Origin of the sequence: Burkholderia sp. HI2761, assembly GCF_002223355.1 — a bacterium.
Classification (GTDB): domain Bacteria; phylum Pseudomonadota; class Gammaproteobacteria; order Burkholderiales; family Burkholderiaceae; genus Burkholderia.
Genome location: NZ_NKFN01000009.1, coordinates 95,976 through 114,737 on the forward strand (window position 1 = coordinate 95,976; position 18,762 = coordinate 114,737).

At 63.8% G+C, this 18,762-nt stretch carries 16 protein-coding genes and 1 pseudogene; 11 read left to right on the plus strand and 6 right to left on the minus strand.

The window, feature by feature from the left end:
- Positions 1–178: 178 nt before the first annotated feature.
- The 4 genes from CFB46_RS32365 (at position 179) to CFB46_RS32380 (ending at position 4,544) form a co-directional block, all read left to right on the plus strand.
- Positions 179–1,558, plus strand: a complete 1,380-nt coding sequence (locus CFB46_RS32365; protein WP_199779087.1) for an MFS transporter — start codon at positions 179–181, stop codon at positions 1,556–1,558.
- Between the two features lie 21 nt (positions 1,559–1,579).
- Positions 1,580–2,581 (plus strand): LysR family transcriptional regulator, encoded by a 1,002-nt coding sequence (locus tag CFB46_RS32370; protein WP_027786309.1) that lies wholly within the window; start codon positions 1,580–1,582, stop codon positions 2,579–2,581.
- Positions 2,538–3,974, plus strand: coding sequence for an aspartate ammonia-lyase (locus CFB46_RS32375; RefSeq protein ID WP_218827939.1), 1,437 nt, complete (start codon positions 2,538–2,540; stop codon positions 3,972–3,974). Before CFB46_RS32370 ends, CFB46_RS32375 begins: the two co-directional genes overlap by 44 nt.
- A gap of 84 nt (positions 3,975–4,058) precedes the next feature.
- Positions 4,059–4,544, plus strand: coding sequence for a prolyl-tRNA synthetase associated domain-containing protein (locus CFB46_RS32380; protein WP_158683530.1), 486 nt, complete (start codon positions 4,059–4,061; stop codon positions 4,542–4,544).
- 52 nt (positions 4,545–4,596) lie between these two features.
- On the opposite strand, the gene CFB46_RS32385 is transcribed toward CFB46_RS32380, so the two are convergent.
- From CFB46_RS32385 to CFB46_RS32395, 3 genes and pseudogenes are all read right to left on the minus strand, one after another.
- Entirely contained in the window at positions 4,597–4,899 is a 303-nt protein-coding gene (locus tag CFB46_RS32385) for a hypothetical protein (protein ID WP_027786311.1), read from the minus strand.
- An 87-nt stretch (positions 4,900–4,986) separates the two neighbouring features.
- Positions 4,987–6,141 (minus strand): branched-chain amino acid ABC transporter substrate-binding protein, encoded by a 1,155-nt coding sequence (locus CFB46_RS32390; RefSeq protein WP_089502455.1) that lies wholly within the window; start codon positions 6,139–6,141, stop codon positions 4,987–4,989.
- A 643-nt stretch (positions 6,142–6,784) separates the two neighbouring features.
- Positions 6,785–7,682 (minus strand): annotated as a pseudogene (locus tag CFB46_RS32395) (DMT family transporter).
- Positions 7,683–7,739: 57 nt separating this feature from the next.
- Between CFB46_RS32395 and CFB46_RS32400 the strand changes: the two are divergent.
- The 3 genes from CFB46_RS32400 to CFB46_RS32410 all read left to right on the plus strand — a co-directional run bounded on the left by CFB46_RS32400 (position 7,740) and on the right by CFB46_RS32410 (position 10,131).
- Positions 7,740–8,717: a LysR substrate-binding domain-containing protein gene (locus CFB46_RS32400; RefSeq protein ID WP_027786313.1), complete on the plus strand. Its 978-nt coding sequence runs from the start codon at positions 7,740–7,742 to the stop codon at positions 8,715–8,717.
- Positions 8,718–8,937: 220 nt separating this feature from the next.
- Complete coding sequence (locus CFB46_RS32405; RefSeq protein ID WP_027786314.1) at positions 8,938–9,606, plus strand: hypothetical protein; 669 nt, start codon at positions 8,938–8,940, stop codon at positions 9,604–9,606.
- A gap of 57 nt (positions 9,607–9,663) precedes the next feature.
- Positions 9,664–10,131 carry a hypothetical protein gene (locus CFB46_RS32410; protein WP_027786315.1) on the plus strand — a complete coding sequence of 156 codons (468 nt, stop codon included), beginning with the start codon at positions 9,664–9,666 and terminating at the stop codon, positions 10,129–10,131.
- A gap of 179 nt (positions 10,132–10,310) precedes the next feature.
- Here CFB46_RS32410 and CFB46_RS32420 read toward each other — a convergent pair whose 3' ends face one another.
- Positions 10,311–11,111 carry a Crp/Fnr family transcriptional regulator gene (locus CFB46_RS32420; protein WP_227789474.1) on the minus strand — a complete coding sequence of 267 codons (801 nt, stop codon included), beginning with the start codon at positions 11,109–11,111 and terminating at the stop codon, positions 10,311–10,313.
- Positions 11,112–11,461: 350 nt separating this feature from the next.
- Between CFB46_RS32420 and CFB46_RS32425 the strand changes: the two genes are divergently transcribed.
- Positions 11,462–12,106 (plus strand): TetR/AcrR family transcriptional regulator, encoded by a 645-nt coding sequence (locus tag CFB46_RS32425; RefSeq protein WP_027786316.1) that lies wholly within the window; start codon positions 11,462–11,464, stop codon positions 12,104–12,106.
- Between the two features lie 180 nt (positions 12,107–12,286).
- Here CFB46_RS32425 and CFB46_RS32430 read toward each other — a convergent pair whose 3' ends face one another.
- Positions 12,287–13,654 carry an MFS transporter gene (locus CFB46_RS32430; protein WP_027786317.1) on the minus strand — a complete coding sequence of 456 codons (1,368 nt, stop codon included), beginning with the start codon at positions 13,652–13,654 and terminating at the stop codon, positions 12,287–12,289.
- A 64-nt stretch (positions 13,655–13,718) separates the two neighbouring features.
- Positions 13,719–14,441 carry a nitroreductase gene (locus CFB46_RS32435; protein WP_027786318.1) on the minus strand — a complete coding sequence of 241 codons (723 nt, stop codon included), beginning with the start codon at positions 14,439–14,441 and terminating at the stop codon, positions 13,719–13,721.
- Between the two features lie 242 nt (positions 14,442–14,683).
- Here CFB46_RS32435 and CFB46_RS32440 point away from each other — a divergent pair, with 242 nt between their 5' ends.
- The 3 genes from CFB46_RS32440 to CFB46_RS32450 all read left to right on the plus strand — a co-directional run bounded on the left by CFB46_RS32440 (position 14,684) and on the right by CFB46_RS32450 (position 18,666).
- Complete coding sequence (locus tag CFB46_RS32440) at positions 14,684–16,339, plus strand: AMP-binding protein (RefSeq protein ID WP_027786319.1); 1,656 nt, start codon at positions 14,684–14,686, stop codon at positions 16,337–16,339.
- A gap of 115 nt (positions 16,340–16,454) precedes the next feature.
- Positions 16,455–16,886, plus strand: coding sequence for a MaoC family dehydratase (locus CFB46_RS32445; protein ID WP_027786320.1), 432 nt, complete (start codon positions 16,455–16,457; stop codon positions 16,884–16,886).
- A gap of 238 nt (positions 16,887–17,124) precedes the next feature.
- Positions 17,125–18,666, plus strand: a complete 1,542-nt coding sequence (locus CFB46_RS32450) for a tannase/feruloyl esterase family alpha/beta hydrolase (protein ID WP_230469156.1) — start codon at positions 17,125–17,127, stop codon at positions 18,664–18,666.
- Positions 18,667–18,762 lie beyond the last annotated feature (96 nt).

Here is an 18,762-nt window from a genome sequence, read left to right on the forward strand (position 1 = left end):
GGTCGTCGAGCGCTTCACACGGGTGCAAACGGCGCCTACGTTCAGGGACTGCGCGACCTACTATTAGAATCACTGATGATGAATGGAGACATGCTGTATTTGTGAATTTGAGTCTCTACACTGGTTTCCGAAGGCGCGAGCAAACGCGTCGAGATGACCAGAGTCACAGGAGACGAAAGTGAGCAAGCAGATCTTGATGGAGGATGTTCCGCTGCGCGGCTTCCATTTGCGGGTGGCATTCAGCGGGACAGGCGGACAGTTCAGCGACGGCTTCGTGTTGGGCATTATCGGGATCGCCGTGAGCATGGCGGCCGGCACGCTTCATCTGGACGCGCTCTGGATGGGGGCGCTCGGCGCGGCGTCCCTTGCAGGTCTTTTTGTCGGCAGCATGTTTGCGGGCCCCGTGGCGGACAAGTATGGCCGCCGGACCATCTTCGCATTCGACATGCTGCTCTTCGCGGCGATATCCGCTGCGCAATATTTCGTCACGTCACCGGCCCAGTTGCTGGTGTTGCGCTTGCTCCTGGGCGTCATTCTGGGCGCCGACTATGTCGTGAGCAAATCGCTCGTCACGGAGTTTGCGCCGCGCCGATATCGCGGCCGGCTACTGAGCGTCCTCGCCGCGGCGTGGGCGGCCGGCTATGTGGGCGCGTACCTCGCCGGTTTCGCCATTCGCGACATCGGCCCCGACGCATGGCGCATCATGCTGGCTGCGAGCGGCCTGCCTGCCCTGCTGATTCTGCCGTTCCGCCTCGGCGTTCCCGAGTCGCCGATGTGGTTGATGAAACGCGGGCGGAAGGACGAGGCGCTTGCAATCATCCGCGCAAAACTGGGCGCAGATACCGTTCTGCCCATATCGCCGGACGCACCTCCGCAACGTCGAGGCGCGTGGTCGGAACTGTTTTCGTCGCGCTGGCGCAGAAACACGCTGGTCGGCTGCATCTTCTACACGTGCCAGGTCATTCCGTATTTCGCGCTCGGGACGTTTGCGCCGAAGGTGCTTCAGGCGTTGCAGGTCAAGGATGGCTTTGTCGGCGGCCTCGTCTATAACGTACTGCTCTTTGCCGGTGCAATCTTCGGATTGCTGATCGCCGACCGACTGTCGCGCCGCGCGTTCCTCGTCGGGAGCTTCTACCTCGCCGCGCTCGGCCTCGCGGTGCTGGCGTATGCGGGATTCGGGCCGCTCGGCACGATACTCGCGTTCGGCATTTTCGCCTGTATTCTTTCCGCCGCAGCCAACCTGGAGTTCGTCTATCCGCCCGAGCTTTTCCCGACCCACCTGCGCGCATCGGGCGTGGGGCTGGCCGTCGCCTCGAGCCGGTTCGGGTCCGCGATCAGCACGTTTCTTCTGCCGGTGGCCGTGCAGCACGTCGGCATTCACGCGGCGCTCGGCGCATGCGTGGCCGTGCTGGTGTTCGGTGGCGTGTTCTGCCATCTGTTTGCGCCGGAAACCGGCCGCGAGAATCTGTCTGACGTGGGTTCAGGCCACGGCAGCGATGAAGTGGCGCTCGACGGCAAGCGCGACGCCATCCTGCCGGCTGCACATCGCAACAGTTGATCGCAACCCGTGGAGCCCATCATGTCCGCCAACAAGCCCATCGATATGTATGCCGTGCAAGTCTTTGTCGCGGTTGCGGAAGAGGGCAGCATGTCGGGTGCGGCCGCACGCATGGGCATATCCCAATCCGGTGTCTCGCAGATCGTTCGGCAACTCGAGGATGAACTGGGCGTCGTGCTCGTCAATCGTACGACCCGTCCCCTCGCGCTGACGCCGTTCGGCATCGCGTTGCGGAACCGGGGGGCGGTGCTCAGCGAGGAGATCGCCAACTTGAGGGCGCAGGTCGTCGAAGCCGGGCAAGGCATCAAGCCGGACCTGCGCATCGGGCTGGTCGATTCGTTCGCCGCGACCTGCGGTTCGGTCTTCACGAAGCGCCTGCTGGGCAAGGTTTCGCAACTGTCGATCCGGACGGGGCTGAGTCCGCAGCAAGGCGAAGCGTTGCTGCGGCGCGATCTCGATCTCATCGTCACGAGCGATGCGCTCATCGATGCCAACGACATCGTGCGATTCCGCCTCCTTTCCGAGAAATATCTGGTCGTCACGCCCAAGGATTTTCGCAAGTCGATCCGGACCGTCGACGACATCAGGGCGCTTGCCAACGCATTGCCGATCGTGCGTTTCAACCGGAATTCACAGGTCGGCATGCAGATCGAGCGTTATCTGCGACGCATCGAAGTACGTACCCCGACCCGCCTGGAGCTCGACAATGCCGACGCGCTGACCTCGATGGTGGCCGAGGGCATCGGATGGGCCGTGACGTCGCCGATGTGCCTGCTGCAGGGGGCCGCCTATGCGGACCAGGTGAAGACCCACGTCGTCGACCGGCTCGGTCTCGAGCGGTCGCTGTATCTGGTGGCGCGTCGGGACGAATACGGCGCCTTCTTCGAAGATGCATGCGATACGGCATGCGAAGTGATCGAACAGTCATTCCTGCCGCGTGTGAAACGAGCCCTCGGTCAGGAAATCGAACAACTCATCGATGTTGGAAACAGGAACTCACATGAACAGTCTGGCCAAAGCTGAAACCCGTACGGAACGCGATTATGTCGGCGAAGTCACGATTCCGGCCGACAAACTGTATGGCGTCAATTCGGTGCGGGGCGTTGACAATCTGACGGTTTCGCCGCTGGGTATCGCGCACTATGCGGCGTTCCCGACGGCGTTCGCGCAATGCAAATGGGCGGCGGCGCTCGCGAACCGCGACAACGGCGTGATTACGCAGCAGCAATGCGATGCGATAGGCCAGGCGTGCCGGGAAATCATCGACGGCAGGTTTTCCGACTCGCTGATCGTCGATCTGCTCGAGGGCTCCGGCGGCACGTCGACGAACATGAACTTCAACGAAGTGATCGCGAACCGCGCGCAACAGGTCCTCGGTCATGCCGCCGGGTCGTACGACGTGGTCCATCCGAACGACCATGTCAATCGCTCGCAGTCCACCAACGACGTCTATCCAGCCGCGATGAAGATCGCGACATATGCGCTGCTCGGGCCGCTCGTCGCCGCACTGGACCATCTTGCCGAACGGTTCGACGACAAGGCCGCCGAGTTTGCCGATGTCCTGCATCTTGGCCGGACATGTTTGCAGGATGCGCAGCCGATGCGGCTCGGCCAGCTTTTCGGCGGCTATGCGTCGCTGACCCGGCGTCTGACCGAGGAACTGACGGCGGTGCGCGGCAAGCTGCGTACGCTTCCGCTGGGCGGCACGGCGATCGGGACCGGATTCGGTGCGCCTGCCGGGTATCGGCCGGCTGTCTTCAAGCATCTGTCGGAGATCACGGGTGTCGACTATGTCGCACCGGTCAATCCGTTCGATGCCATGCAGAACATGGACGTGTACTCGCGGGTCTCGGGCGAGCTTCGGACATGTGCGGCATCGCTCGCGAAGATCGCATCGGACCTGACCGTCCTGTCGTCCGGCCCGGCGGGGGGATTGGGCGAACTGCGGCTCCCTGAAGCACAAGCCGGGTCGTCGATCATGCCGGGCAAGGTCAACCCGGTGTTGCCGATGGCGATGATCCAGCTGAGCTTTGCGGTGATCGGCAACGATGTCGCGGTCGCACAGGCGGTCCAGTACGGCGAACTGGAGATCAATCATTTCGAGCCGGTCGTGGCGTCCCGCGTGTTCGACAGCATCACGCTGTTGACCAACGGCATCCAGCGATTTGCCCGGAAATGCGTCGCCGGCATCAAGGCGGATATCGCGCGCAACGAGCAGCATCTGATGGATTCGATGGCGGTTGCCACCGCGCTCGTGCCCACGCTCGGCTACGCACGCGTGAGCAAGCTGGCGCGTCAGTCGGTTGCGGAAGGCCGCCCGCTGGCGGTTATCCTCGACGAGTCAGGCCTGCTGTCCAGGACCGACGCGTTGGCGGAGATCGACAAGGCTTCGTATCCGGTCTTCGAGCCGCGGTGACGGATGTCTGGCCGGGCACGCGGCGCGGCGGCCGGCTTTTTGGAAATCCTCTGATTCGAACGGGAAATGATGGAGCGGGATGAATTGCTCGAACTGCTCGAGCAACGCGGCGTGCGGTTTGAGTGCGAGTACCATCGGCCGGTACTCAATATGGCTGAATCCGGGGCGCTCGCGCTTTCGATCGATGGCGCACGCTGCAAGAATCTGCTGCTGCAGGATAAGCAGGGCAGCTTGTACCTCGTCGTCACGATCGCGGACAAGGCACTCGACCTGCATGCAGTGGCCGGTTTGCTGAACAGCAAGCGCCTGTCGTTCGCTTCGTCCGAGCATCTCTACGAGCTGCTCGGTGTTCGACCTGGATCGCTGAGTCCGCTCGCGCTGGTCAATGACCACGCCGGCAAGGTTCAGCTGGTGATCGACACGGACCTGGCCGACGAACCGGTCTTCCTGTTTCATCCGCTCGACAATGCCGCGACAATCGCGCTATCGCGGCGCGACCTCGAGAACTTCCTGCAGGGTATCGAGCACGTTCCCGCTTGGCAGCCTCTTGGTGCGCGGCAGACGGGTTGAAGCGCCACTTCGCACCGGAAATTGCAGGGGTATCGTCAATGAACGCGGCGGTTCACGATTCGCCGTCGACGGTCTTCCCGGCGCGCGGTTTTTCCGCCGCGGGAAACACCCCGACGCCGCGCGGCCGTTTCGGCTCGATCCGCATTTGCCGGATCACGCGCCGGAAGTCGATTTCATGCGCGGCCAGCGTGCCGATCAGTTTCGCGATGACCGCGAGGTGGGAAGGGACGGTGCCCTTGCTCGAATAGTTGGTGATCGAACTTTCGTTCATCCGGATCAGGCGGGCGAACTCGCGCGCCGTCAACTGCGCCTTCTTCAACTCCTGTTGGAATTCCGCATACGCCATTGCACACATGATGCTTCGTCTCCGTAAAGCCTGAATCGGCCCGCACGGCGTCGGCGCCGACGGGTGGCGTTCCCGTCGTGCCGGCGCCGCGTCGGGTTACATCTTCACCTGGTCGAGGAAGGTCTTCTTGCCGCTCTTGTAGCCGTAGATCGAGATGATCCCGTGCGTCAGGTCGCCCTTCGAGTCGAACGTCGTCGTGCCGATCACGCCGTCGTACTTCGTCGCCGGCATCGCCGCGAGGATCTTCGCCGGGTCGGTCGAGTTCGCGCGCTTCATCGCATCGACCGCGATATAGACCGCGTCGTACGCGAACGGCGCGTCGAACTTGATGCCCTGGTTGAAGCGCTTCTGGTACTTCGCGAGGAAGCTCGCGCCGCCCGGCATCTTCTCGAGCGCCGCGCCGGCCTGCGAGCACAGCACGTTGTCGGCCGCCGGGCCGGCCAGTTCGGCCAGCGAGTCGGTGCACACGCCGTCGCCGGACAGGATCTTCGCGCGCAGGCCGAGCTGCTTCGCCTGCTTCGCGAGCGGGCCGCCGGTGGCGTCCATGCCGCCGTACATGATCGCGTCGGGGTTCTCGCCCTTCACCTTCGTCAGGATCGCGCGGAAGTCGACCGCCTTGTCGTTGGTCGCGTCGTGCGACAGCACCTTCAGGCCGAGCGCCTTCGCCTTCTTCTCGAACTCGTTCGCGAGACCCTGGCCGTACGCGGTCGAGTCGTCGATCACCGCGACGCTCTTCACGCCCTTCGACTGCGCATAGCTCGCGAGCGCCGGGCCCTGCTGCGCATCGGTCGCGACGACGCGGTAGGTCGTCTTGAAGCCCTGCTGCGTGTAGGTCGGGTTCGTGGCCGACGGCGAGATCTGCACGATGCCCGCGTCGCTGTAGATTTTCGATGCCGGGATCGACGTGCCCGAATTCAGGTGGCCGATGACGGCGACGACCTTGTCGTCGACGAGCTTCTGCGCAACCTGCGTCGCCTGGCGCGGGTCGGCCGCGTCATCCTGCGCGTCGAGTTGCAGCGTGACCTTCTTGCCGCCGATCGTCAGGCCCTTCGCGTTGATTTCCTCGACCGCGAGGCGCGCGCCGTTCTCATTGTCCTTGCCGAGGTGCGAAATGCCGCCCGTCGTCGGTTCGACGCTGCCGATCTTCACGACCTGGTCGGCCATCGCGCTCGACGCGGCCGTGAACGCGGCGGCAGCCAGTGCAACGGTGATCAGGGGTTTGCAGCGCATGCCGACAGTGCTTCGTTCCATCTGCCATCTCCGAATTGAATGTCTTTCTATTGACGTCTCGACCGGCCGGCCGCGGGCCGGGGCGATCGGACGATTTTCCATACCCGTCACGGGCGTCGCTTGCATGGCGTCGGGCCGGGTGACCTGCCGCCCGGGCGAGCGGGCGCGCGCCTGACGCGATGCAATTCGTATGAATATATCGGAACCCGCTTCCGCGTGCTGCGGTGCACCGCGTGGCGGGCCGTTGCGGCGTGTGCCGGCGCGCGGATGTCGATGCTTCCGGATACCGGAAATCGTGCGCCGCAGCGGCCCCCGGATTGCGGTTCGCTGTCGTCGGCCTTACGGCCGTATCCATTATTCGGCCGGTCGCCACGGCGAAGCCATGGACACTGACGCACGGTCAATCGGGAACTGTTCGGTCGATTTGTCTGCACAGTTTGGTCATTGGCGAATGGCGTATCCGGTTTCATGGTTCTGCTTCATTGAGGACGATCACCACTATTATGCAACTAACGGTCAAATCCGCCCGCGCCGGCGAATGGGTGCCGATCGCGCAGGCCGAACCGTCCATCCTGATCGGCAAAGACCGGGGCGTCTCGGGGACCGGCGTCGCGGCAAATCCGGATCGTTCGCGTCGGCCCCGCAATTCACGGCAATCTCGACCCTACGACCGTCCGCGCAATGCGACGACGATCACGCCTACGATCGCCAGCAAGCCGCCGCACGCCGTCGCGATGCCCGGCCGCTCGCCGGTCAGCGCCACCGACAGCAGCGTCGCGACCGCCGGCGTCAGGTAGAGAAAGCTGGCCGCGCGCCGCGCCGAAGTAGCCGAGCGCGAAGGTCCAGGTCGCGTAACCGAGCGCGGCGGGAAAGACGCCGAGTACCACCACGGCCAGCGCCGTGTCGCGCGACCCGCCGCCGAGCGACGCGAGCGCGCCGGGCAACCAGGGCGCGAGCAGCACCGCGCCGGCCAGCAGCGTGTACGCGGTGCACGGCAGCGCGCCGTACACGGGAATCAGCCGCCGCTGCAACACGAAATAGCTGGCCGAGCACAACGCCGCGCCGAGGATCAGCGTGCTTCCCGAGCCGAGGACGAGGCCGCCGGGCTGCCCCTGCGCGATCACCGCGATGCCGGCGAGGCTGATCAGCGAACCGAGCCAGCCCCAGCGATTGAAGCGCTCGCGCAGAAACACGGCGGCCAGCAATGCGGTGAAGATCGGCAGCGTGTTCACGATGAAACTCGCCGCGCCGGCCGACACGGTCTGTTCGCCGGTATTGAGCAGCGCGTTGTAGAGTGCGATGCCGAGCAGGCCGCACGCGAGAAAGCGCCATGCATCGCCTTTCGCCGGCAGCGGCGGCCGCCGCCATGCGAGCCACGCGATCACGAGCAACGCGGCGGTCGCGAAACGCGCGGCCGCGAGCTGCAGCGGCGCGAGGCCGTGCAGGCCGATCCGGATGAACGGGAACGCGGATGCCCACGAGACGATCGTGAACGCGATCGCGGCTGCCGCGACGAGCGGTTGTCGCGCGCTGCGCGACGTCGGTGACGAAAGCGTATTCATGCGGCAATGGTGCGGCGTCGCAAGATGTTAAGCTAGCGCACAGATCAATATCCGGATATGAATATGGCTCACAGCTCCGGAGCGCGGCGGGCCGACGGTTCGGCGCATGCGCGTCAGGCGGCTGGCGGGCTCTCGGCCGCCGCGCCGATACCGGGCCCGCGGCCGCCGCTCGCGAGCCTGGAGACGGTCTGCACGGTGGCGCGCGAGGGTTCGTTTCTCGCGGCCGCCAACGTCTCCGGCGTCACGCACGGCGCGATCAGCCGCCGGGTGGCCGCCGTGGAAAACTGGCTCGGGATGGCGCTGTTCGAACGGCATGCGCGCGGCGTGCGCCTGACGCCGGACGGCCAGCGCTTCGTCGGCCGGATCGAGCAGGCGTTCGCGATCATCGACGGCGCGGCCGATCAGTGGCGCATGCCGCGCACGCCGCGGCTGGTCCGGATGAGCGTGGTGCCCGCGTTCGCGCAGCTGTGGCTGCTGGAGCGGCAGCCCGCGCTCGAGAGTGAAGCGCCCGCGTTGCGCATCGAGCTCGGCATCGAACTGCGCAACGTGGACATCGCCGGCGGCGAAGCGGATCTGTCGATCCGGTACGGGCGCGGCAACTGGCGTCGACTCGACACCCGCCCGTTCATGCCGGAACGGCTGTATCCGGTCGCACATCCGCGGCTCGCCGCGCAACTGGCCGGGATGCGTCGCGCAACGGGCGACGCCGCGCTGCTCGACATGCCGTTGCTGCACGATTCCGACGTGACCGGCTGGCGCACGTGGTTCGATGCGCTCGGCATTCCATTCAAGCCGCGCGCGCAGGATCGCCGGTTCGAGGATTACAACCTCGTGCTGGCGGCGGCCGAAGCGGGGCTGGGCGTGGCGCTTGCGCGAACGCCGCTTGCGGATGCGTATCTGCAGCGCAGCGCACTCGTGCGCGTGAGCCGTCACGAGGTCGATTCGCTGCTCAGCTATCACTTCGTGCATGCGAAGGGCGAGAATCGGCCGGAGGTCCTCGCGTTGATGGAACGGATGGTGAGGGCGCTGCGGTAGCGCGCACCCGGCGGTTCGCGCAGGCGACCGCTTCGGCCCGCGCGTCACGTATGCGGCGGGCCGCCCGTTCCGTTCGTTCGATCGTGGATGCCGAATCGTTACAATGCAGCCGCGGAAAACGGCGAGATCGCCGCAGTGAAGCGGAATCGAGCCTTTGCCCGACGGCAGGGCAATCACCAACCATTACAGTACGGGTTCAAATTTGTACAAAAGGGAACCGATGAATAGACCAGACAAATCGTCGAAAGCGCGTGCGGCGCTGGATCAGCTTTTTTCCGGCCTGGCGCCCGCGGACGCGAAGCGCGACTCGCCGCGCCCGGGCAATCCGTTCGAAACGGGCGACGAGGTGTCGAGTGGATCCGGCGGTCGCGGCGGCGTGGAAGTCACGCTGTCGACCCGTATCCAGCTGCGCGGTTATCCGAGCGCCGACGCGTTCATGAAACGCATGGCCGAAGCGTGGGGCCTGGAGTGGGGCACCTACGACAGCGTCCGTGCGGTGGCGACGCTGCCTGCCGGATGGCGCTCCCGCCGGCTTCCGGAAGTCACGCAGATCGTCGACGAACGCGACGTGCTGCGCGCCGAGAGCAGCCTGCAGGGCGGCGAGATGTCGTATCTGAAGGTGCATCCGCGCTACTACATCGATGCGCGCAAGCGTTTCGGCTGGAGCCAGTCGTCGAAGGCATCCGACGATCCGGATCTCGACGGCCCCGACTGGAACTGCTTCGTGATCGATCGGGAAAAGTCCATCGAAGTGCACGAACTGACGACGTCGTCGTTGAAGGCCGACATGGACAATGCCCGGGCGACGCTGCTGAAATGGCTGGACGAGCACTATCCGAAACATCGTGACCCGTTTGCGTACTGGTCGGACTGCGAAGGGGCGTCGTAAGCCGGGTTGCACGGCGGTTGGTCCGATGCATCGACCGGCCCGCCATGAGGACGACCATTGAAACGAGCGAGTGTGGTCCCGATACTCTGCGCGGCGTTTGGCGCGGCGCTTGGATCGACCGTCATCGAATTGCTGCTCTGGGCAATCGCCGGCGATGACGCCGTCCGGAATCTGTTGCGCGACGCGCGCCTGACGGCCGCGATCGTGATGGGGCGAAGCGTGCTCGATACGTCCGGCGGCTTCGATCCGCTGGTCATGGGCGTGGCGACGCTCGTGCATGCGATGCTTTCGCTCGTCTATGCGGCCGTGCTGGTGCGGCTGGTCCACGGTCTGTCGTGCGTGGCCGCGCTGGTTGCGGGCGGCGCGTTCGGGCTTCTCCTGTACGGCGTGAACCTGTATGGATTCACGGCGATCTTTCCGTGGTTCATCCCGGTTCGCGGCGCGATCACGCTGATCGCTCATCTGATATTCGGGATCACGGCAGCGGCTGTGTACTGCGTCGCCCGACGCGAGACTGCACGCTGATCCCGGGACGGTGTGGTGCCCGTTCGACCCTGGATGGGCCGCGCGGCCAAGCCCACCGGCACCCGCTGGTTGCCAGCGTATTCGACGAGATATCTCCACCAAAGCGGCGAAGCAGCGTTGCCTGGCGCAACGGCATGCCGTACCGAGTCTTGCCGCCGATTATCCACACGAAGCCGGACTCAATCCTCCGAATGCGCGAATTTTCTCAGCCCCTCGAGATCCAGGATCTGCACCGCCCCGTATTCGGCGAGGATGAGCCCTGCATCGGTCAACGTGCGTAGCGCGCGATTGGCGTTCTGGCGGGAGAGCCCCGAAAGCCTGCCGATTTCTTCCTGCGAGAAACCGAGCGTCGCCGTCGTGGCGGGATGCAGTTGTCGGTTGAATAGTTCGGTCAGGCAAAACGCCACGCGGGCGGGCGCCTCCTGTATCCGCAGGTTCTGAACCAGACCGATGTAGTAGCCGCATCGGGCGTTGAGCTGGTCGATCACATAGCGGCTGAACGTATGGCTGTTCTCGAGGAGCCGGAAAAACGTCGCACGCGGCATGAAGGCCAACCGGCTGTCGCGGACCGCGGTGACGGAGTAGGCGCGAGGTTCGTCCTTCAGGACGCTGCCTTCCCCGAACCAGGAGCCCGCCGGGATGCCGGCGAACGTGACGACGCGGCCATTTTTCGACGCGGTATCGACCTTGACGATGCCTTCGATCACGCCGAGCCAATGGTCCACGGCGTCGCCCCGGTGGCAAGCGACCGCACCGGGAGCGTAGGACCTATCGAAGCAATCGCGCTTGACCATCTCCCGTTGGCCCTCGGTCAGATCGACGTACCACGAGCAGCGTGCGAGAAAGGCGTCGACGGTGACGGCTGCCGGGGCGCCGGGGCCGTCGTCATGTTTTCGGACGCCGAGATTCGCACGGTTGCAGGGCCGTGCCATCTCGGCGGCCGGAGGCGCTGCTTCCCGCTTTGCGTCGATGGTTTGCATGCCACAAAGTTGGTTCATCGTTCGGAACAATAGCGTGCCGTTGCGCGAGGGCTCCCGACGCCACGCATCACATGGTGCATGGGCCGTTCGGACAATCCGGATGTACTGGCCAATCCGTTAAATAGAATTGAAATTCGCTTAAGAGTAGGTTCCAGTATATTCACTGTCAAGGCACGGTGGCTAGGTGTTTGTACCGGCATGTCACGAACCCATACTCGATTTTTTGCCTGGGCGTATCATACGAAACGTACAGGGAGCCAACGGTCGGACGATTCGACGTTTGCGATCGTGATGATGCAGGGAAGCGCGGCGGGATGCCTGCCCGTGCTTCGGATGTGACGGTAAATGAAATGGAAATTCCAGTTAGTCAGGCGCGTGTTCGCGTTCGCCGCAGAGGGGCCGACAAGCATCCGTTGATCGTAAAGGCCGCGCGCGATCTGGTGGCCGACGTGGGGTTTCGCGACGCGCAGATGTATGCGATCGCGGAAGCCGCCGGAATCGCGATCGGCACGCTGTACCGCTATTTCGCATCCAAGACCGACCTGATGGTCGAGGTGGTCAGGACGACGGCACAGCGTGAAGTCGATGTCGTCGCCGGCATTGCCATGCGCGACGGTACGGCGGCGGAGCGTCTCGGTGCCGCCGTCTGGACGTTCGCCAGCCGTGCGTTGCAGGGGCGGCGCCTCGCCTATTCGCTGGTCGCCGAACCTGTCGAGCCCGATGTCGAGGCAATGCGCCTGACCTTTCACAGAGCGCTGGCGAGGGTATTCAAGACGATCATCGAGCAGGGGATGGCGAACGGCGAGTTCCCGGCACAGGATGCGATGGCTTCGGCGGACTGCATCGTCGGGTGTCTGTTCGAGGGACTGGTCGTCCCGCTCACCGGCAACGCAGCACCCGATGCCGAGCAGGCCAGCGCCCACGTGACGGCCATCATCACGTTTTGTTTGCGCGGCGTGTCCGGCTCCCCGGTATTGCCGGTGACGGTCGGGTGATGGCGACATCGCCTGCACGGACGGTACGCGCGGTGCGTCGGCGTCTCCTGCACGACAACCCGCGCGAACGCCGGCTTCTGCTGCCGGTGCGGTGCGTTCCGCGCCGGCGATCCTGCAACGTCGGCGCGTGAACGCGAGCCGCAATCTGCGTCGACCGGCCGCGACGGGAAACGCGTCGTCTTACCTGCTGGCGGACGATGCGGCATCGATGCGCGTGGGAGCCACGTCCACATCGTGCCGAGATACCGCGCTGCGGCGATGGTCGATCATCGTGACCGCGAGGGTACCCAGCGCGCCGGCAAGCGCGATCGCCAGGAAATTCTGTTCGAGGGGCAGGCGCATCGTGACCAGCAAGCCGATCAGCACGGGTGCCGCTATCGCGCCGAGGCGACCGACGCCGGACGCGAATCCGACGCCCGTCGACCGGATCGCCGCCGGGTAGAACTCTCCGGCATACGCATAGGCCAGGAGTTGGGTGCCGAGCGTCGAGCCGCCGACCACGAACACGATCGGGAACAGCAGCGCGGTGGACCGGGTGTATCCCATCAGCGCCAGCGAGACGGCTCCCGTGGCGTAGAACGCCACCAGCACATGCTTGATGTTGTACTTGTCGCCGAGCCACCCTCCGCCGATCGCACCTGCCACCGCGCCGACGTTGAAGACGAGGACGAACGTCAATGCCGACCCCAGGCTGTAGCCCGACATCGCCATGAGTTTCGTCAGCCACGAGCTCAACGCGTACACCATGAAGAGCCCCATGAAGAACGCGATCCAGATCATGACGGTGCTGAATCCGCGGCCATCGCGGAACAGGCTCGCCACGGGCGTGCTGCTGATTGCCTGCTGCGGCATGACGAAACGGTCGCCGGGTTGAAGCCGCGCGTCCGGCGCGATCCTGCGAATCGTCGCTTCAATCTTCGCGGCACGATTTTTCCGTACCAGGAACGCAAAGGAATCGGGCATCGTCATCAGGATGAACGGGATGAGCAACACCGGTGTCCCTGCGAGAAAGAAGACCGATTGCCAGCCGTAGGATTCGATCATCTGCTTGCCCGTCAGCGCGACGAGAATCCCGCCGATCGAATAGCCGGCAAACACGACCGTGACGAGGCGTGCCCGGATGGCCCGCGGTGCGAACTCGCCCATCTGCGCGGTGACGATCGGCAAGACCCCGCCGATTCCGAGGCCGGCCAGGAACCGCGTGATGCTGAAGGACACGGGATCATGTGTAAGACCGGCGGCAGCGGTAAATACGCTGAATAACCCGATGCATGCACAGAGGGAAACCGGACGGCCGATCTTGTCGGCCAGCATGCCGAGGTAGATGGCGCCGAACATCATGCCGAACAGTGCCGAACTCGCCATGAAGCCGGCCTTTGCCGCGTTGACGCCCATATCTTTCATGATCGACGGGAGCGCCGTGCCGACGACGGCGAGATCGTAGCCATCGAGAACCAGGATCAGGACACACCAGAACAGGATCAAGCCGTGAAAGCGGGAGAATCTTGCGTCTTGTACGACCTTCTGGACATCGATTTCGTTGCTCATGGTCTCCTCCATTTCCTTGTGGATATCGTGATTGCTGCAAGTGACGACCGCTCTGCCGGCGGACTCAGGTGGTGTGATGGACGGTGAAAGAGGAAGAAGGCGCCCTGTCGGACACGAGCGCATTTTCAATACGGCTGTCGTCCGCGTAGCCCATGCTCATGCCGATCAGGAACATTTCGTCGGACCCGATGCCCAGTTCCTCCTCGATGATCTTGTGATACTTCATGAAGGCGGCCTGCGGACACGTGCTGATGCCGTAGGTGCGCGCGACGATCATGATGTTCTGCAGGAACATGCCGTAATCGAGCAGGCTTCCCTGCTGCATGACGCGGTCGATGGTGAAGAACAGCCCGACGGGCGCATCGAAGAATTGGTAGTTGCGCCCGTGCTGTTCGCGCATCCTCGGTTTATCGTCCTTCCGGATGCCCAGCAGCCCGTACAGCGTCCATCCGAGCGCGCGCCGTCTGTCGATGTACGGGGATACCCACTCGTTCGGGTAGTAGTTCCACTCATCGACGTGCATGTCCGCCCGCGACGGATCGGCGTCGACTTCCTTGATCGCATTGCATACGCGGTCTCGCGCCGCGCCGGTGACGACGTGGACCTTCCACGGCTGAATGTTCACGCCGGTCGCCGCATAACGGGCCACGTCGAGAATTGCCTTGATGGTCTCCTCGGGCACGGGCGTCGGAAGATACGCTCTGACGCTGCGGCGCGTCGCGATTGCCCATTCAACCGCCGCCCTGATCGACGAGAGTTCCTGCGGCGGTGCTGCTGCTCGTTCCATCCATGACCTCGCTATCCAATCGTGCGAACCGCACGTCCACACGGCGAGAGTAGCGATCTGCGCCCGACGCCAATGTCTCGCGCAAGACAATCGGCGTCCCGCTTCGATGAAATCAATGAGGCCCGCGGGAATGTCTCGGGGGTGACATTTCGTGTACCGAATCTTCTCTAGACTGCTTTGACGGATCGAGGACGGAATACGTCCACGGACGCGCAGTCATGAACCGATGAGGAGACGTGGAAATGAGCGAAAACATCTATGGAAAAGGGCTGGATCGCACGCCGGCCAATCACGTGCCGCTCACACCGCTTCATTTTCTCGATCGATGCGCGGACCAGTATCCCGATCACACGGCCATCATTCATGGCCAATCGACGCAGACGTGGCGAGAGACGAGGGCGCGATGCCGTCGCCTTGCCAGCGCACTGGTCAAGCGCGGGATCGAGCGAGGGGACACGGTATCCATCCTTGCGCCGAACACGCCGGCGATGGTCGAGGCGCATCACGGGGTGCCGCTGTCCGGAGCCGTTCTCAACGCGATCAACTGCAGGCTCGATGCGGAGGGCGTCCGGTTCATCCTGCGTCATGGCGAATGCAAGATCCTGCTGGTGGACCGCGAGTTTTCTTCGTTGGCGGCAAGCGCGCTTGAACACCTCGAGAACAAGCCGTTGATCATCGATATCGCCGATACCGAGGCGACGTCGGGAGACCCGATCGGGGAAATCGAGTACGAGGCGTTCCTGGCCGAAGGCGATCCCGAATTTTCCGGCGTCTGGCCATCGGACGAGTGGGATGCAATCGCGCTGAACTACACGTCCGGAACGACTTCGGACCCCAAGGGCGTGGTCCCGAGCCACCGCGGCACGTATCTGATGAGCATGCTTCAACTGACGGATTGGGGCATGCCGCGTCGCCCGGTATACCTCTGGACGCTTCCCTTGTTTCATGCGAATGGATGGTGCTTCGCATGGGCCATCACGGCGGCGGCGGGCACGCACGTCTGCCTGCGAAAGGTGACGGCCTCGAACATCTTCGAGGCCGTTCGGCAGCACCGTGTCGACCACTTCTGCGCGGCGCCGATCGTGCTTGCATCATTGGCCAGTTCGTCCGACTCGGACCGCCTGCCGCTGCCGCATACGGTTCGTGTGCGAACGGCAGGTTCACCTCCGCCGGCTGCCGTATTGAAGGCAGTGTCGGAGATGGGTTTTGAAGTGGAGCACGTCTACGGCATCACCGAAGCATCGGGCACGCCCGTGAGTTGCTTCGTCGAGCCTGCCTGGAGCGGCCTGTCGCCGGACGACAAGGCGCGCCTCATGGCGAGACAGGGTAGTCGGTCGGCCTGCCTGGAGGGGCTCCGGGTCGCGGTGCCGGGTAGCGATGCGCCGGTGCCTTGGGACGGCAAGACGCAAGGCGAACTGCTGATGCGCGGCAATGTCGTGATGAAGGGCTATCTCAAGAACGAGGCTGCTACGGCGGCAGCGTTCAGCGGCGGGTGGTTTCATACGGGCGACATTGCCGTCGTGCATCCGGACGGCTATATCCAGATCACCGATCGTTCGAAAGACGTCATCATCTCGGGTGGAGAGAACATTTCCTCCGTCGAGGTCGAAGACGTGCTTCATCGGCATCCAGCAGTTCTGATCGCGGCTGTCGTTGCTCAGCCCGATGCCAAATGGGGTGAATCGCCGTGCGCGTTCATCGAGTTGAAGCCCGGCGCCGCGGTTCCGGATGAAGCCGACATCATCCGCTTTTGCCGGGAACGCCTTGCCCATTACAAGTGCCCCGTGCGCGTCGTGTATGGCGTACTGCCCAAGACCGGCACGGGAAAGATCCAGAAATTCCGGCTTCGGGAACGGGTCGGAAGTCGGGAAGCCATTACGGCTTTATCGGGCGTGTAGTCCACGACAGCGACCGCGTGCGTTGCTGCAGCGGGCGCCGTCGACGACGACGGCTTCCTCTGCCGAGGTCGCGGCGTACGTGTTCGGAACCCATCTTCGACTTTGACCCACGCGCATGAGAAGCGACACCTCGGCGATTGAAATCGGGTACCGGTTCGCACGCAGCCATGTTTGTAACGACAGTGACGCTCGTGCCTTCGCGCTCGCTTGCGGAGACGACAACCCGGTACACCACGACGCGGTCTACGCGGCGGCCACCCGTTTCGGCACACGCATCGTCAGCGGTACCTATACCGTCGCATTGCTGATGGGACTCGCGGCGTCGCACTTCGCCCGAATGGGGGAGGTGGTTGGCGTGCGCTTCCAGTTCGAATTATTGCTGCCGGTCTTTCCGGATGAGCGGATCGATCTCGCGTGGGAGGTTTCGGCCATCCGGCCGCACCGCAGCGGCCGCTTGCTGGACCTCGACGGCTCCATCACGAATGCGGCGGGGCAATCGTGCGTGCGTGCGACGGGCTCCGTGCTCGTTCCGCGCGTTGCCGAGTGAGCCGGCCGGGCCCGAAGTGGTGCGCAAGGTCCGTCGCACGACAACATGGCATGCGATACATCGCCCCACGTTCCGTTAGGTGTTTTCCCGAAAATGGCCCACGTCGCGTCTGAATGTCACACGCGAGACAAATGCGCACGTACGACGCAGGCAGCATGTCCTGGCGTCCTCGACCGTGACGCGGTGCCATTCCAATCAGGAGGAGACGAAGGTGAGAACGAAGCGAGGAAGTCCGGTAGTGGCGATCACGCTGGCCGCCATTGCATCGATGGGGATATCGGGTTGTGGTGGAAGTGACGACGCGCCTGCGTCACCGGTATCGCTGACGGCACAACAGGCTTGCGACGCGATAAAGGGAAAATCAGCTGGCGGTGCGTCGGTCACCGACGCGTCGATGGTGGCGGCGGCAGGTGCCGATCCGGCTTACTGCAAGGTATCGGCGCTGATCTCGCCTCAACTCGCGATGCAGGTGCAACTGCCCGACAACTGGAACGGGAAACTGCTGTATGCGGGGGGCGGCGGTTACGATGGCTCGATCCAGAATTTCCTGTGGAGCGGGCCGGAAGTCCTGAAAGCGGGATACGCGATTGTTCAAAGCAACGGCGGCCACATCGGTTCGTCTTCGGCGGATGCTTCGTTTGCAACGGATCCATTTCTGGCATCCCTGTTCGGTTCGGGTTCCGTTCCGACGGCCGCGGCTGCTGCGAAAGACATGCTGCATCTGATCTATGGCAAAGCGCCGGACCAGTCCTATTACGAAGGGTGTTCCAATGGCGGGCGTGAGGGATTGATGGCAATCCAGCGGAATCCTGATCTCTTCGACGGTGTGATCGTCCGCGCACCGGCATACGATTGGCCGGCATTCATGGGAGCGTTCAATCGCAACGCGAAGGCGGTCGCGGCCCCCGGGGCGGCATTCACGGCCGGGAAGATTTCCCTGCTGGCGAAAGCGATTCGAGACAAATGCGATGCAGCAGACGGGATCGTGGACGGGGTAGTGTCCAATCAATCCGCATGCAATTTCGATCCTTCCGTCCTTCGCTGCCCAAGCGGGACCGACGCCGGCGATTCATGCTTGTCCGACGCGCAGATTGCCGCGGCGAATACCTGGACCAGTGCTTCGAGTTTCGCGAACGGAACGTATAGCTATCCAGGCTGGGCGCTGACGGGCAACGAAGACGACCCGGGCGGATGGTCGCAGTGGTTTACCGGCCCGACGGGAAATGGCAATGGTTCGCTTCAGTTCCTGCTTCAGGATGCGACGGTGAAGTCGTATCTGGCCAATGACGCCAATGCGAATTCACTTGCATACGACTGGAATTCGAACCCTGCGGCCCTGTTCACCATGGCTGCGCTCAATAGCGCGACGAATGCCGACGTGAGCCCGTTCGTGAGCCATGGCGGGAAACTGCTCCTTTGGCACGGCACCGCGGACATGGCATTGAGTCACCGTGCAACGACAGCGTATTACCAGAAGCTGCAAGCTACGATGGGCGCATCGACCGTCAGCTCATTCGCTCGCTATTACCAGGCTCCAGGCGTGAATCACTGCGCCGGCGGCCCGGGTGCGGACTCCACCAACCTGGTAGCCGTATTGGATCAGTGGGTGACGAAGGGCAAGGCGCCCGGGAACCTCGTCGCATCGAAGCTGAACACGGATGGCAGCGTGGCGTTCACGCGACCCTTGTGCCAGTATCCGCAGTACCCGCGCTACACCGGGCCTGCCAATGACGCCAAGGCCGCGATGTCGGCGGAGAACTATACGTGTACTTCACCATGAGCGAGTAGCGTCGGGACGGTAAGTCCGGGCCGATAAAGGGGCGAGCCGAGAGGCTCGACCCTTGATCCTGGCGATCGACGGTCGATCTCGCGAATG